The 14,767-nt window shown below is 61.0% G+C and carries 11 protein-coding genes; 6 read left to right on the top strand and 5 right to left on the bottom strand.

Annotated features, from left to right (window positions below; translation table 11 throughout):
- Positions 1–72 precede the first annotated feature (72 nt).
- The 4 genes from tuf to rpsL all read right to left on the bottom strand — a co-directional run bounded on the left by tuf (position 73) and on the right by rpsL (position 4,556).
- Complete coding sequence (gene tuf, locus CNX70_RS03205) at positions 73–1,263, bottom strand: elongation factor Tu (protein ID WP_096233366.1); 1,191 nt, start codon at positions 1,261–1,263, stop codon at positions 73–75.
- A 72-nt stretch (positions 1,264–1,335) separates the two neighbouring features.
- A complete protein-coding gene (fusA, locus tag CNX70_RS03200; RefSeq protein ID WP_096233419.1) occupies positions 1,336–3,441 on the bottom strand; it encodes an elongation factor G in 2,106 nt (701 codons plus the stop codon).
- A 108-nt stretch (positions 3,442–3,549) separates the two neighbouring features.
- Complete coding sequence (rpsG, locus tag CNX70_RS03195) at positions 3,550–4,020, bottom strand: 30S ribosomal protein S7 (RefSeq protein ID WP_065310159.1); 471 nt, start codon at positions 4,018–4,020, stop codon at positions 3,550–3,552.
- Between the two features lie 152 nt (positions 4,021–4,172).
- On the bottom strand, positions 4,173–4,556 hold the full coding sequence (gene rpsL / locus CNX70_RS03190; protein ID WP_010394376.1) for a 30S ribosomal protein S12: 384 nt from the start codon (positions 4,554–4,556) through the stop codon (positions 4,173–4,175).
- A 434-nt stretch (positions 4,557–4,990) separates the two neighbouring features.
- Between rpsL and CNX70_RS03180 the strand changes: the two genes are divergently transcribed.
- A complete protein-coding gene (locus tag CNX70_RS03180; RefSeq protein WP_167389603.1) occupies positions 4,991–6,916 on the top strand; it encodes a phosphoethanolamine transferase in 1,926 nt (641 codons plus the stop codon).
- A 9-nt stretch (positions 6,917–6,925) separates the two neighbouring features.
- On the opposite strand, the gene CNX70_RS03175 is transcribed toward CNX70_RS03180, so the two are convergent.
- Entirely contained in the window at positions 6,926–8,599 is a 1,674-nt protein-coding gene (locus tag CNX70_RS03175) for a MutS-related protein (RefSeq protein ID WP_244199020.1), read from the bottom strand.
- A gap of 157 nt (positions 8,600–8,756) precedes the next feature.
- Between CNX70_RS03175 and CNX70_RS03170 the strand changes: the two genes are divergently transcribed.
- From CNX70_RS03170 to CNX70_RS03150, 5 genes are read left to right on the top strand one after another with little or no spacing between them, the layout of a single operon-like run.
- Positions 8,757–10,022 carry an efflux RND transporter periplasmic adaptor subunit gene (locus CNX70_RS03170; protein ID WP_096233413.1) on the top strand — a complete coding sequence of 422 codons (1,266 nt, stop codon included), beginning with the start codon at positions 8,757–8,759 and terminating at the stop codon, positions 10,020–10,022.
- A 37-nt stretch (positions 10,023–10,059) separates the two neighbouring features.
- The gene (locus CNX70_RS03165) at positions 10,060–10,788 is read left to right on the top strand and encodes an ABC transporter ATP-binding protein (protein ID WP_096233411.1); all 729 of its coding nucleotides are present in this window, start codon (positions 10,060–10,062) and stop codon (positions 10,786–10,788) included.
- A 9-nt stretch (positions 10,789–10,797) separates the two neighbouring features.
- Positions 10,798–12,108, top strand: coding sequence for an ABC transporter permease (locus CNX70_RS03160; protein WP_096233409.1), 1,311 nt, complete (start codon positions 10,798–10,800; stop codon positions 12,106–12,108).
- A 30-nt stretch (positions 12,109–12,138) separates the two neighbouring features.
- Positions 12,139–13,374 (top strand): ABC transporter permease, encoded by a 1,236-nt coding sequence (locus tag CNX70_RS03155; protein ID WP_096233406.1) that lies wholly within the window; start codon positions 12,139–12,141, stop codon positions 13,372–13,374.
- 28 nt (positions 13,375–13,402) lie between these two features.
- Positions 13,403–14,755 carry a sigma-54-dependent transcriptional regulator gene (locus tag CNX70_RS03150; RefSeq protein WP_096233404.1) on the top strand — a complete coding sequence of 451 codons (1,353 nt, stop codon included), beginning with the start codon at positions 13,403–13,405 and terminating at the stop codon, positions 14,753–14,755.
- Positions 14,756–14,767 lie beyond the last annotated feature (12 nt).

Below are 14,767 nucleotides of genomic sequence, written 5' to 3'. Positions count from 1 at the left end.
GCCAACCCCGCCAGTTGAATAAAAAGAAGGGCGCCGGGCGACGACGCGTCTTCTTTTATGCAGGCTTAAGAATTAAGCCAGGATTTTTGCAACAACACCAGCGCCGACGGTACGACCGCCTTCACGGATAGCGAAGCGCAGGCCTTCTTCCATCGCGATCGGGTTGATCAGCTTGACGGTGATCGACACGTTATCGCCTGGCATGACCATTTCTTTGTCTGCTGGCAACTCGATCGAACCGGTTACGTCCGTCGTGCGGAAGTAGAACTGTGGACGATAGTTGTTGAAGAATGGCGTATGACGGCCGCCTTCGTCTTTCGACAGAACATAGATCTCGCCGGTGAAGTGGGCGTGTGGCTTGATCGAGCCTGGCTTGGCCAACACTTGACCACGTTGCACGTCTTCACGCTTGGTGCCGCGCAGCAGCAGACCAACGTTGTCGCCTGCTTGACCTTGGTCCAGCAGTTTGCGGAACATTTCCACGCCGGTGCAAGTCGTTTTGACGGTATCGATGATACCGACGATTTCGATCTCTTCGCCGACTTTGACAATGCCGCGCTCGATACGACCGGTCACAACGGTACCGCGACCCGAGATCGAGAACACGTCTTCCACTGGCATCAGGAAAGCACCGTCAACAGCGCGCTCTGGCGTTGGGATGTAGGAATCGAGAGCATCGGCCAGACGCAGCACTGCGTCAACGCCCATTTCGCCTTCTTTGCCTTCCAGCGCCATACGTGCCGAACCTTTGATGATAGGCACGTCGTCGCCAGGGAACTCATACTTCGACAACAGCTCGCGCACTTCCATTTCAACCAGTTCCAGCAGCTCTGCGTCGTCGACCAGGTCGCACTTGTTCAGGAACACGATGATGTATGGAACGCCAACTTGGCGGGCCAGCAGGATGTGTTCGCGGGTCTGTGGCATTGGGCCGTCAGCTGCGGAGCATACCAGGATCGCGCCGTCCATCTGCGCAGCACCGGTAATCATGTTTTTGATGTAATCGGCGTGGCCTGGGCAGTCAACGTGCGCGTAGTGACGCGCTGCCGTTTCGTACTCGACGTGGGCGGTGTTAATCGTGATACCGCGCGCTTTTTCTTCTGGTGCTGCATCGATCTGGTCGTATGCTTTAGCTTCGCCGCCGAATTTCTTCGACAGAACCGTTGCGATTGCAGCGGTCAGCGTGGTTTTACCGTGGTCGACGTGGCCGATGGTGCCGACGTTGACGTGCGGCTTGGTCCGTTCGAATTTACCTTTTGCCATTTTATTCTTCCTTAGAACAATGATTTAAATGTAGGGACCGGCATTCTCGTGAAAGCCGGCCCGGAACTTCTATTACTTAGCTTTCGAGCTTACGATCGCTTCAGTCACATGCTTAGGTGCTTCAGCATAGTGCTTGAATTCCATCGTGTAAGTCGCACGACCTTGGGTCGACGAACGCAACGATGTGGCGTAACCGAACATTTCCGACAGAGGCACTTCGGCCTTGATGATCTTGCCGCCACCACCAGCAATTTCATCCATGCCTTGCACCATACCGCGACGCGACGACAGATCGCCCATCACGGTACCGGCGTAGTCTTCCGGCGTTTCCACTTCCACGGCCATCATCGGCTCCAGGATGACTGGCGATGCTTTGCGGCAGCCATCTTTGAATGCCATCGAAGCGGCCATGCGGAATGCATTTTCGTTCGAGTCAACATCATGGTACGAACCGAAGAACAGCGTGACTTTCACGTCAACAACTGGATAACCAGCCATCACGCCCGAAGTCAGCGTGTCGCGCACACCTTTTTCAACTGCAGGGATGTATTCGCGAGGAACGGTACCGCCCTTGATCGCGTCAACGAATTCGAAGCCCTTGCCCGGTTCTTGCGGTTCGATCTTCAGAACCACGTGACCGTATTGACCACGACCACCCGATTGCTTGACGAATTTGCCTTCCGACTCTTCGCACACTTTACGGATCGTTTCGCGGTAAGCCACTTGTGGCTTGCCGACGGTCGCTTCAACGTTGAATTCGCGCTTCATGCGGTCAACGATGATGTCCAGATGCAACTCGCCCATACCGGCGATGATGGTCTGGCCCGATTCTTCATCGGTACGCACGCGGAACGATGGATCTTCTGCTGCCAGACGGTTCAGCGCCAGGCCCATTTTTTCCTGGTCGGCCTTGGTTTTTGGCTCGACTGCCTGCGAAATCACCGGCTCAGGGAAGACCATGCGCTCCAGAACGACGCTTGCCTTTTCGTCGCAAAGCGTATCGCCAGTGGTGGTGTCTTTCAGACCCACGACGGCAGCGATGTCGCCAGCGCGCATTTCCTTGATTTCTTCGCGCTCATTGGCTTGCATCTGCACGATACGGCCAATACGCTCACGCTTCTGCTTCACGGAGTTCAGGACCGAATCGCCCGAATTCAACGTGCCCGAATAGCAGCGGATGAAGCACAGCTGACCCACGAACGGATCGGTTGCGATCTTGAACGCCAATGCCGAGAATTTCTCATTGTCGTCAGCAGCACGTTCAACTGGCTGCTCGTCCTCGTCCAGACCTGGGACAGGTGGAATGTCGATTGGCGATGGCAGGTACTCGATGACCGCGTCCAACATGGCTTGTACGCCCTTGTTTTTAAAGGCGGTACCGCACAGCATTGGAACGATTTCGCTGGCGATGGTACGCTGACGCAAAGCAGCCTTGATCTCGGCTTCCGTCAGGTCGCCTTCTTCCAGGTACTTGTTCATCAGTTCTTCGGACGCTTCAGCAGCGGCCTCAACCATGTTTTCGCGCCACTTGGCAGCTTCAGCCGCCAGATTCGCTGGAATTTCGCCGTATTCAAACTTCATGCCTTGCGAAGCGTCATCCCAGATAACTGCTTTCATCTTGACCAGATCGATAACACCGGTAAAGAGGTCTTCAGCGCCGATAGGTATCTGGATAGGCACTGGGTTGGCCTTCAGACGCGAACGCATCTGATCGTAGACCTTGAAGAAGTTGGCGCCGGTACGGTCCATCTTGTTCACGAAGGCCAGACGTGGCACTTTGTACTTGTTAGCCTGACGCCAAACCGTTTCCGATTGTGGCTGCACGCCGCCGACTGCACAGTAAACCATGCAGGCGCCATCCAACACACGCATCGAACGTTCTACTTCAATGGTGAAGTCAACGTGGCCTGGGGTGTCGATGATGTTGATGTGATGCGGAGGGAAATTGTTTGCCATGCCCTTCCAGAAGCACGTAACAGCAGCCGAGGTAATCGTGATACCGCGCTCTTGCTCTTGCGCCATCCAGTCGGTGGTAGCGGCGCCATCATGGACTTCGCCCAGCTTGTGGTTCACGCCCGTGTAGAACAGAACGCGCTCGGTGGTGGTCGTCTTACCTGCATCGATGTGAGCGGAGATACCGATATTGCGGTAGCGCTCAATGGGGGTCTTGCGGGCCATAATTAATCCTAAATGAATGGACAAAACCGAGCAGCATTTTTTTGCAAAAATGAGCCCGGCCTCGAACAACAGATGCTTGACAGCCACCTTGCGGCAGCTGGCTTTATATTAGAAGCGGAAATGCGAGAACGCTTTGTTCGCTTCAGCCATACGATGGACTTCGTCGCGTTTTTTCATCGCGCCGCCGCGGCTTTCAGCCGCTTCCATCAGCTCACCGCCGAGGCGTTGTGGCATCGATTTTTCGCTGCGCTTGTTAGCAGCTTCACGCAACCAACGCATGGACAGAGCCATACGACGGACTGGGCGAACTTCGACCGGCACCTGGTAGTTTGCACCACCGACGCGACGGGATTTCACCTCAACCAGCGGCTTGGCGTTGTTGATTGCGGTAACAAAAACTTCGAGCGGATCTTTGCCCGATTTTGCTGCGATGTGCTCGAAAGCACCGTAGATGATGTTTTCTGCAACCGATTTCTTACCGGACAGCATCAGCACGTTTACAAATTTAGCGACATCAGTGTTGCCGAATTTTGGATCTGGCAAAATTTCGCGCTTGGGTACTTCACGACGACGTGGCATATCAATTCCTTTCAATCTTCAGTTGAGCGCGCGTTCTTCGCACACTCGCGGACGACCATCATAGTCTTCCACTTACTCGACCAGATGCGGTCGACTACATTCACTTAGCTAGTTGCCACTGAGCGAAACTTGGGTTTGCTGCGTACAACTTATTACTTCTTGCCTGCTTTAGCGCGCTTGGTACCGTACTTCGAACGCGATTGCTTACGGTCTTTGACGCCTTGGGTATCCAGAGCACCGCGAACCATGTGGTAACGCACACCCGGCAAATCCTTGACGCGACCGCCGCGCAACAGCACAACACTATGCTCTTGCAGGTTATGGCCTTCACCGCCAATGTACGAAATGACTTCGAAACCATTGGTCAGGCGAACTTTAGCGACTTTACGCAGAGCCGAGTTAGGCTTCTTTGGAGTCGTGGTGTAAACACGTGTGCAAACGCCACGTTTTTGCGGGCTGTTTTCCAGCGCCGGCGATTTGCTCTTCACGGTCAAAGCGACGCGTGGATTGCGAATCAATTGATTGATGGTTGGCATCGTTATAAATCCAACAAAAAACTACGATTAATAACCCGGGCAAGATGCCCGGCGACTAAAACCTCGTCCCACTGTCATCTACTGCGCACCGGAGGCGCCCGCAGCCACTCGATAAGGAGCGGCCATGAAATGCCAGGTAATGCGTAAACGATGAGCAGAATAAAATCGAGAACTCGCTAGTCTAGACCTTGTGCTACAGGGGGTCAATCGGTTTACCGCTTTTTGCTATAAAAAAAGGCAAAAAAGAGGTGATTTTGTGGCATTTTGACTAATCTTTGGCTGCGGCGCGTGGACGCTTGCACCTCCTGGTGCTTGATGATTTGGCACTCTTTCTCTACAACCAAGCATCGGACGCGCGCATTCTTGTACGACCGCAAGACAACAAAAGGATTGATAATAGCGGACATTTTTCGCGGCCCTCCCACCCCCCCCTTATGCGCTCCTTGCTTCGCCCTGCCACTCTGTTCCTGCTCCTGACGTATGCCTTGCTGACGGCCGTACCCTTCGTCCCCGCGCTGCTGGGGCGTGCGCTCGAGCATCCGTGGCAGATGCTCACCTTCGAGCTGCTGGCCTGGCTGGCCGTCTGGAGCGTGTTCAAGCGTCCCGCCTGGTTCCACTGGCTGCTGGTGCCCGCCTTCCTGGCCCTGCCGACGGAAATCTACCTGTTCATTTTCTATGGCCAGGGCATTTCCACGCACCACCTGGGCATCATCTTCGAAACCAGCCCCAAGGAAGCGATGGAATTCCTCGGGCAAAAAGTGTGGCTGATGGGCGCCGTCATGCTGGGCGTGATCGCCTGGTGCGGTCTGGCTTTGTATGCCGCCACGCGCACGCGCGAGCTGGACTGGCGCGGCAAGACGCGCCCGGCCGCCTTCGTGCTGCTGCTCCTGCTGGGCGGCTTCTGGTGGTATGGCTACGAATTCGGTTTCGAGGCCAAGGTTCTGCATGGCGTCCCCGCCTCGGCCAAGGCCAGCGGGCCGTCGGCCAGCGGCAAGGCGGGCGCCTCCGGCTTCGGCGACGCCAGCTCCGCCGAAGACGACACGGCCGAAGAAGACGAGGAAAGCAGCAAGCCGGAGAACGCCAGCATCGCCGGCGCCGACGAAACGGGCCTGGGCTGGCCCAGCCTGCCCCACTGGGCGCGCCTGCCGTACGCCTTTGACACCATCAGCAATTCCTGGCCCTTCGGCCTGGCCGCGCGTGGCTTCGATTTCTACAAGGAACGCAAGTACCTGGCCGAGCTGGGACAGAAAAGCAGCCGCTTCCGTTTCGGCGCGCACCAGCAACAGCCCGATGCCCATCCGGAAGTGGTGGTCATGGTGATCGGCGAATCGTCGCGCTACGACCGCTGGAGCCTGAATGGCTACGAACGCGACACCAATCCCCTGCTGAAACAGGAAGCCAACCTGGTGCCGCTGGCCGACGTCATCACGGCCGTTTCCGCCACGCGCCTGTCCGTGCCCGTCATCATCTCGCGCAAGCCGGCCACGCAAAGCCTCAAGGATGGCTTCTCGGAAAAATCCTTTATCACCGCCTACAAGGAAGCGGGCTTCAAGACTTACTGGCTGTCGAACCAGATTTCCTTCGGCCAGTTCGACACGCCCGTGTCCGTGTTTGCCAAGGAAGCGGACGTGGTGCAATTTTTGAACCTGGGCGGCTTTACCAACAGTTCCAACTTAGACCAGATCCTGTTCGATCCGTTCAAAAATGCGCTGGCCGACCCGGCGCCGAAAAAACTCATCGTGCTGCACACGCTGGGCAGCCACTGGAACTACAGCCAGCGCTATCCGAAGTCCTTCGACAAGTGGCAACCGTCGCTGTTCGGCATCGACAAGCCCGTCTACACGGACACGGCCATCAAGCCACAGCTCAACAACAGCTACGACAGTTCCATCCTGTACACGGACTGGTTCCTGTCGAACGTGATCGGCATGCTGAAGGACGATGGCCAGCGCACCGCCCTGCGCAGTTCGCTCGTCTACGTGGCCGACCATGGCCAGACCCTGTACGACGGCACCTGCCGCCTGGCCTTCCATGGCCACAACACGCAATTCGAATTCCACGTGCCCGCCTTCGTCTGGTATTCGCCGCAATTCCAGCAGCACTATCCGGAAAAGGTGACGCAGCTGCAGCGCCATCAGAAGGCGCGATTGTCGACGGAAAACATGTTCCACACGCTACTCGACCTGGGCGACATCCGCTTTCCCGGCGAACAGCCCGAATGGAGCATCGCCAGCCCCCGCTTCAAGCAACACAAGCGCTACGTCGACAGCTACGGCTGGACCAACTACGACAACGCCATCATCCGCGGCGATTGCCGCGAAGTGATCGACAAGAGCACGCCGGAAAAGCAGGACAAGTAAGGGCGGCCATCAGGCCCGTTCGAGCACGCCGCCGCAATCGGCCGGTTGCGCCATGTGCGTGCTGAGCCAGTCGAAGACACGCCCGGCCTTGTCCGCGATACCGGCGTCAAAACCGCGCTGCGCCAGCAGGGCGATGCCATTCGTGGCCTGCAGCACGCCGGGCGCCAGCTGCAGCGCGCCCCCTTCATCGCGGCGCACGCACCACGGCGCCAGGCAGTCTTCCAGCAGCGGCCCCAGCACCAGGTTGTGTGACGAGACGATCACCAGGTGGCGCGCGGCCAGGGAATGCAGCACGGCGGCCGCAGCCGCCACCGATTCAAGGTGGTTGGTGCCGCGAAAAATCTCATCGATCAGGAACAGCGCCGGCGCCCCGCCCTCGGCCAGCGCCAGCAATTCGCGTGCGCGCCGCAATTCGGCGATATACAGACTTTCGCCGCCATCGAGCGAGTCTTCATTCTGCATGCTCGAATACAGGGGCAGCATGGGCACCTGGGCCGCCTGCGCATAGCAAAAGCCGAAGGCGCGCGCACTGATCAGATTGAGGCCCACGGCGCGCAGCAAGGTACTCTTGCCGATGGCATTCTGGCCCGAGATGAAGGCGCCGCGGCCATCGAGCTGCAGCGACAGCGGCACGGCGCCGTCCAGCAGCGGATGCACCATGGCATCGAGCGACAACTGTCGCGCATCGGCTTCCTGCGCCCAGCAAAACTGTGCGCGACCGCGCAGGTGGCGCGCCAGGGCCAGATCCGCCTCCAGGTCGGCCAGCAGCAGGAAACTCTGGCGCAAGAAGGCGCGTTCGCGCCGCACCACGCGCAGGCTGTGAAAGTAGCGCCGGATATTGCCCAGCATGAGCCAGTCGTCATATTCGCCCAGCAGGGGAATCATCTTGATCCAGCGTAGCGGCGTGATCTGGCGATTGATCACGCCGGCAGCCCGCCCACCTTCGCGCAGGTCCGCCGTGAACGCAGTATCCAGCGCGCCCAGGCGGCCATGTACCAGCAGTATCTGCTGCAAGGTAAAGACGCTGCGCTCCCACGGTTTGCAACGCTCGTAAAAGCGCATCTGCAACGCCATCAGCAAGAGCCAGACGGGCACCGCAACGGCCCATGCCAGCGGCGCAAACAGCCACGCGGCCAGCAGCGACGCCAACAGCGCCAGCGTCGGCAGCAGCAGCCAGCGGCTCCACCACGGCGGTGCTGGCGGCGCTGCACCGCACAGCAGCGCCGCCACTTCCATGTCTGCCGTGCGCAGCGGCCGCATGGCTTGCTCGATCATCGCCTGCTGTGCCGGCGCGCCAAGCAAGGCCGCGATACGCGCCCGCGAGGCGGCGTCCGCCGTGCCGCCGGCCAGGCGCTGATGCAATCGCTGCTGGCCAAGAATGCTGGTCTGATCGGCGAGCTGCATATGGTAGTCATCGACCAGCATTTCGTCCCAGGTCTGTTCATCGAGCTGGACCGGGCCAGCTTCGACCTGCTGCAACATGGCAATGTCGCTGCGGGCAAAGGGGTAATCGAATTCCGCCGGTTCAGGCAGGCTGGCAAACTGGCGCAGCCAGGGGCCCAGGCGGGCAAAAAGGGAGGGCGAAGGCAACATCATGCTCCAAAGAAGGGGGCCAGCGTGGCGCCGCGCGCCATCACTGCATGGGCCGCAGATCAGGTCGATTGCCAGAATATCAAGATCCATGCGCACACGCCGCGACACTGCCGCGCACGCGGACACCGACTGGACAGTGCGGACATGGCGGACAGCCGGACGCCAAAAATTTTTCCCATTCAAATCAACGACTTGATAACTGGCACGGATCGTGCATTAGAAAAATCATTCTCCACGAGACCTGACCATGATCCGCGATACCTCCTCCCAAGACGCCGTACTGTCCGCCCCTCCGGGCCAGCGCCACAAGCAACGTGCCCTGCTGCTGGCCGGCGCCGTCATCGTCATCGGCGCGGCCGTCGCTGCCGTTGCCGGCTGGCGTAACAGCGAACATTCCGTCAACAGCAGCCGCCTGCGCATCGCCGAGGTCACGCGCGGCACCCTGATCCGCGACGCCGCCGTGAATGGCCGCGTGGTGGCCGCCATCAGCCCCACCCTGTATTCGACCACGGTAGCGACCGTGACATTGAAGGCCAAGGCGGGTGACACGGTGAAAAAAGGCGACATCCTGGCCGTGCTGGAATCGCCGGACCTCTCCGACGCCCTGAAACGGGAGCAATCGAGCGTGCAGCAACTGGAAGCGGAAGTGGCGCGCCAGCAGATCCTGGCCAAGAAGCAGAAGCTGCTGGCGCGCCGTGAAGCCGATACGGCCGAAATCGAGCGCCTGTCCGCACAGCGTACGCTGGAACGCTATGAAAGCGTGGCGCAGGTCGGCATCATCGCCAAGATCGATTACCAGAAGGCCAAGGATGCCTTGAATTCTGCCGAGATCCGCAGCAAGCACGCTTCGCAGGCGGCGGGCCTGGAAAGCGAGGACGTGACCCTGGCCTTGAAAACCAAGGCGAATGAACTGGAACGCCAGCGCCTGAGCCGTGACAACGCCCAGCGCAGGGTCGACGAACTGACCGTGCGCGCCCCCGTCAACGGCTTCATCGGCACCCTGTCGGTCGCCAACCGCAGCGTGGTGCAAGCCAATACGGCGCTGATGACCCTGGTCGACCTGTCGCAGCTGGAAGTCGAGCTGGAAGTGCCGGAAACGTATGTGGCAGATATCGGCCTGGGCATGCGCGCGGAAATCGAAACGGGTGCCATCAAGGCGACAGGCAAACTCTCGGCGCTGTCGCCGGAAGTAGTGAAAAACCAGGTGCTGGCACGCGTGCGCTTCAATGGTGAACAACCGGCAGGGCTAAGGCAAAACCAGCGCATCACGGCGCGCCTGCTGATCGACGAAAAGCCGAATGTGCTGATGCTGGCGCGCGGCCCCTTCGTCGAGGCAGAAGGCGGCCGTTTCGCCTATGTGGTGCGCGACGGCGTGGCCATCCGCACCCCCATCAAGATGGGCGCCACCAGCGTCTCGGCCGTGGAAATTCTCGATGGCCTGAAGCTGGGCGACAAGGTCGTCGTCGCCGGCACGGAATCGTTTGAAAACGCTGCCCGCATCTCCCTTAATTAATCAGCTGCATCCACTCCATTCCATCAAGAGGTCCACCATGCTGCGCATGCAAAATCTGAACAAAGTCTATCGCACCCACATGATCGAAACGCACGCGCTGCGCGGCTTCGACATCCACGTCAAGCAAGGTGAATTCGTCACCGTCACAGGCCCTTCCGGCTCCGGCAAGACGAGCTTTCTGAACATCGCTGGCCTGCTGGAAGAATTCACCGACGGCGAATACATCCTCGACGGCGTTAACGTGAAGGGCATGAACGACAATGCCCGCTCGCGCCTGCGCAATGAAAAACTGGGCTTCATCTTCCAGGGCTTCAACCTGATTCCCGACCTGTCGCTGTTCGACAATGTCGACGTGCCGCTGCGCTATCGGGGCTTCAACAGTGCCGAGCGGCGCGAACGCATCGAGGATGCCTTGGCCAAGGTGGGACTGGCGTCGCGCATGAAACACTATCCGGCCGAACTGTCGGGCGGCCAGCAACAGCGCGTGGCGATCGCGCGCGCGCTGGCCGGCTCGCCCAAACTGTTGCTGGCCGATGAACCGACCGGCAACCTGGACACGCAAATGGCGCGCGGCGTGATGGAACTGCTGGAAGACATCAACGCGCAAGGCACCACCATCCTGATGGTCACGCATGATCCCGAACTGGCACTGCGCTCGCAGCGTAACGTGCACATCATCGATGGCCAGGTCTCGGATCTGGCGCACAAGGGGCCGACGCTGGCCAGCAGCCAGGCCAAGGCCGGCAACAACGCCGCCACTGTCTGAGGATCGCCCATGTTCCAGTACTACTTTCTGCTCGGCCTGCGCAGCCTGCGCCGCAACCCTGCCCTGACGGCACTGATGGTGCTGACCCTGGCCATCGGCGTGGCCGCCAGCATCTCTACCCTGACCATCCTGCATGTCATGTCGGGCAATCCCCTGCCGCACAAGAATGGCCGCATGTTCGTGCCGCTGGTCGACAATGGCTCCCTCTCCGGCTATACGCCGGGAAATGCATCGGGCGACAAGCAGCTCAGCTACCGCGACGCCGTCAATTTCCAGAACAGCAAAATGGGCGAGCGGCGCAGCGTCATGTTCGGCGTGGGCGGTGCCATCGAGCCGCAGCGCAAGGACATCGGCGCCTTCACGTCGCAAGGCCTGGCCGCCTACCGCGATTTCTTTCCCATGTTCGAGACGCCCTTTCTGCATGGCCAGCCATGGAGCGAGGCCGACGATGCCGCCGGTGCCGACGTCATCGTCCTGTCGCGCAAGCTGGCAGAAAAGCTGTACGGCGACAGCAATCCTGTGGGCCAGCGCATGACGCTCATGGGTTTCCAATACCAGATCACGGGCGTGCTCGATACATGGGAACCCGTGCCGCGCATCCATCGCATCATCGGCAGCGGCGCCTTTGGCAGCGAGGACAGTTACTTCATCCCGTTTACCAGCGCGATCCGCCACCAGACCAGCCATAACGGCAGCATGAACTGCAGCGGCAACCGGGAGCCGGGCTACCAGGGCACGCTCGATTCGGAATGCACGTGGATGCAGTTCTGGTTCGAGATGGCCAACGATGGCCAGCGCGGCGAACTGCAAAACTACCTCGACAGCTATGCGCAGGAGCAGCGCAAGCTGGGCCGCCTGAAGCGCAATGCCCCCAACCAGCTGTTCAGCATCGATGAATGGCTGGTGCACCTGCGCGTGGTGGGCAATGACAACAAGCTGTCGGCCTGGCTGGCCTTCGGTTTTCTGGCCCTGTGCCTGGTCAACACCATCGGTCTGCTGCTGGCCAAGTTCTCGGTACGCGCCGCCGAGGTGGGCATCCGTCGCGCACTGGGTGCCTCGCGCAGCGATATCTTCCGCCAGTTTCTCGTCGAGACCACCGTCATCGGCCTGGCTGGCGGCATGTTGGGACTGTTGCTGTCCTTCGGTGCGCTGGCACTGATCGGCATGCAGTCGAAGCAGCTGACCGTCGCCGCGCACATGGACTGGGTGATGCTGGCCATGACCTTCGTCATCTCGGTGGCCGCAGCGATCCTGGCGGGCCTGCTGCCAACCTGGCGCGCCTGCCAGGTGACGCCGGCCATCCAGCTCAAATCCCAATGACAGAATCGACCGCACACGAATAGGAACACCATGGAAATCCGACCCATCCTGTCTGCGCTGATGCGCAGCAAAACCGGCGCCATCCTGGTCGCCGTGCAAGTAGCCCTGAGCCTGGCCATCCTGGCCAATGCCCTGCATATCGTCAACGTGCGCCAGGAAGTGGCGGCGCGCCCCAGCGGCGTGGCGGCGGAGGGCGACGTCTTCCACCTGCTGGCGCGCAACCTGCGCCCGCTGGGTCACAACGAAGAACTCGCGCTGCAAAAGCGCCTGGCCGCGGCCGCGCGCGCCGTGCCGGGCGTCGTCTCGGTAGCGCAGGTGAGCCAGGTACCGTTGTCGCGCAATGGCAGCAACAGCGGCTTCGCCGCCAGCCGCAAGCAGGAAAATAGTTCCGCCATTGCCGCCGTGTATATCACGCCCGACCCCCTGATCAAGACCTGGGGGCTGCAGCTGCTGGAAGGACGCGACTTCACGCCAGCGGAGATCGTCGAAATCGACCAGAACGTGACGGAAGAATTCCCCCCGCAAGTCATCGTCACGCGGGCAATGGCCGAAAAAATCCACCCTGGTGGCGGCAGTGCGCTGGGCATGCCCCTCTTCCTGGGTACCGGCGAAGGAGCGCAGCAATTGCAAGTCGTCGGCGTCGTTGAGCGGCTGCAGAGCCAGGGTGCGGAAGTGGGTGACAAGGGCGAGTATTCGGTGCTGTTTCCCGTACGCCTGACGGGCGACGGCGATACCCTGCTGACCATCCGTGCCGAAGCAGGCCAGCGCGACCGCGTGATGAAAGAAGCCGAGCAGGCCATCCGCGCAGCCACGCCGGACAAGCTGATCGTGCGCCTGCGCACGCTCGATGAAGACCGCGACACGCGCTACCGCGCCGACCGCGCGATGTCGTGGATGCTGATCACGGTTTCGGCCCTGCTGCTGCTGGTCACCGCCAGCGGCATCGTCGGCATCGCCAGCCTGTGGGTGACGCAGCGGCGCAAGCAGATCGGCGTGCGGCGCGCCCTGGGCGCGCGCCGCGTCGACATCCTGCGCTATTTTTTGACGGAGAATTTCATGATCACCAGCGTCGGCGTGATGTGCGGCGTGCTGCTGGCCCTGGGCTTGAACCAGCTGCTGGTGAGCCAGCTGGAAATGGCACGCCTGCCCCTGCCCTACCTGCTGGGTGGCGCGGCCGTCTTCTGGCTACTGGGCCTGGGCGCCGTGTACGGCCCGGCATGGCGCGCAGCCAGCATTTCGCCAGCCACTGCCACCCGCAGTACCTGAGCAGGCACCTGAGTGATATGCTGCGCGCATGCCTACCGTACTGATTATTGACGACAATGCCGCCGTGGCCATCGCGCTGGACGTGCTGTTTTCCCTGCACGAGATCGACGCCGTGCGCGCCGCCTCGCCCGAGGAGGGAATGCACCTGCTCGAGCGCCACGCCATCGACCTGGTGGTGCAGGACATGAACTTCACGGCCGACACCACCTCGGGCGAGGAAGGCAGCGCGCTGTTCCACGCCATCCGCGCGCGCTACCCTGACCTGCCCGTGATCCTGCTGACGGCATGGACCCAGCTCGACGCGGCGGTCGACCTGATCAAGTCCGGTGCGGCCGACTACCTGGCCAAGCCATGGGATGACCGGCGCCTGATCGCTTCCGTGCAGAACCTGCTGGAACTGGGACAGGCCAACCGCGCGCTGCGCCAGCGCGTGGTGGCCGAGCGGCGCCAGCGCCACGCCCTGGAACACGACTTCGACTTGCGCGGCATGGTGTGGCAAGACCCGGCCACCGAAAGAGTGGTGCACCTGGCGTGCCAGGTGGCGCGCGCCGACGTGCCCGTGCTCATTTCAGGGCCGAACGGCAGCGGCAAGGAACGCATCGCCGCCATCGTGCAAGCCAATTCGCAGGTCGCCAGCGGTCCCTTCGTGGTGCTCAATTGCGGCGCAGTGCCGGTGGAGCTGATCGAGGCGGAACTGTTCGGCGCCGAGGCGGGTGCCTATACCGGCATCACGCGCGCGCGCGACGGCAAGTTCGACGCGGCCGACGGCGGCACGCTGTTCCTCGACGAGATCGGCAACCTGCCGCTGGCCGGACAAATGAAACTGCTGCGCGTGCTGGAAACGGGACGCTTCGAGCGCCTCGGTTCCAACCGCGAGCGGCAAGTGAAAGTGCGCGTCATCAGCGCCAGCAACGCCGACCTGCCGGCGATGATCAAGGCGGGCACGTTTCGCGAAGACCTGTTCTACCGCTTGAACGTGATCGAACTGCGCCTGCCGCCGCTGGCCCAGCGCCCGCTGGACATCCTGGTACTGGCGCGGCATTTCCTGGGCAGCGAAAAAACCCTGGACGCGCAGGCACAGGCCACCCTGCTGGCGCACGGCTGGCCGGGCAATGTGCGCGAACTGAAAAACGTCATGCAGCGCGCCAGCCTGCTGACGGCCGGCCCGGTGATCGGTGCGCAGGAAACGGGTTTGCCGCTGGCGGATGTTGCATCGCCGCGCGCGCCGCAGGATGCCGCCGCGACGGAACCGGACCGCGACAGCGTCGTTGCCGCCCTGGCGCGCGCACACGGCGTGGTGGCGCAGGCAGCGCAGGAACTGGGCCTGTCGCGCCAGGCGCTGTACCGGCGCATGGAACGCCTGGGCATCGCGCGCGGCTGATGGCATACCGCC

It is taken from the genome of Janthinobacterium svalbardense, assembly GCF_002327145.1.
Lineage (GTDB): Bacteria > Pseudomonadota > Gammaproteobacteria > Burkholderiales > Burkholderiaceae_D > Janthinobacterium > Janthinobacterium tructae.
Note: the sequence above shows the minus strand (reverse complement) of the source record. Positions and strands in the feature narration are given on the sequence as shown.

Coding starts and splice junctions, on each gene's coding strand:
- CNX70_RS03155 (WP_096233406.1), top strand. CDS start 12,139: ATGGAAATCCGACCCATCCTGTCTGCGCTGATGCGCAGCAAAACCGGC.
- CNX70_RS03180 (WP_167389603.1), top strand. CDS start 4,991: ATGCGCTCCTTGCTTCGCCCTGCCACTCTGTTCCTGCTCCTGACGTAT.
- CNX70_RS03150 (WP_096233404.1), top strand. CDS start 13,403: ATGCCTACCGTACTGATTATTGACGACAATGCCGCCGTGGCCATCGCG.
- CNX70_RS03160 (WP_096233409.1), top strand. CDS start 10,798: ATGTTCCAGTACTACTTTCTGCTCGGCCTGCGCAGCCTGCGCCGCAAC.
- rpsL (WP_010394376.1), bottom strand. CDS start 4,556: ATGCCAACCATCAATCAATTGATTCGCAATCCACGCGTCGCTTTGACC.
- CNX70_RS03170 (WP_096233413.1), top strand. CDS start 8,757: ATGATCCGCGATACCTCCTCCCAAGACGCCGTACTGTCCGCCCCTCCG.
- CNX70_RS03175 (WP_244199020.1), bottom strand. CDS start 8,599: ATGGATCTTGATATTCTGGCAATCGACCTGATCTGCGGCCCATGCAGT.
- fusA (WP_096233419.1), bottom strand. CDS start 3,441: ATGGCCCGCAAGACCCCCATTGAGCGCTACCGCAATATCGGTATCTCC.
- CNX70_RS03165 (WP_096233411.1), top strand. CDS start 10,060: ATGCTGCGCATGCAAAATCTGAACAAAGTCTATCGCACCCACATGATC.
- tuf (WP_096233366.1), bottom strand. CDS start 1,263: ATGGCAAAAGGTAAATTCGAACGGACCAAGCCGCACGTCAACGTCGGC.
- rpsG (WP_065310159.1), bottom strand. CDS start 4,020: ATGCCACGTCGTCGTGAAGTACCCAAGCGCGAAATTTTGCCAGATCCA.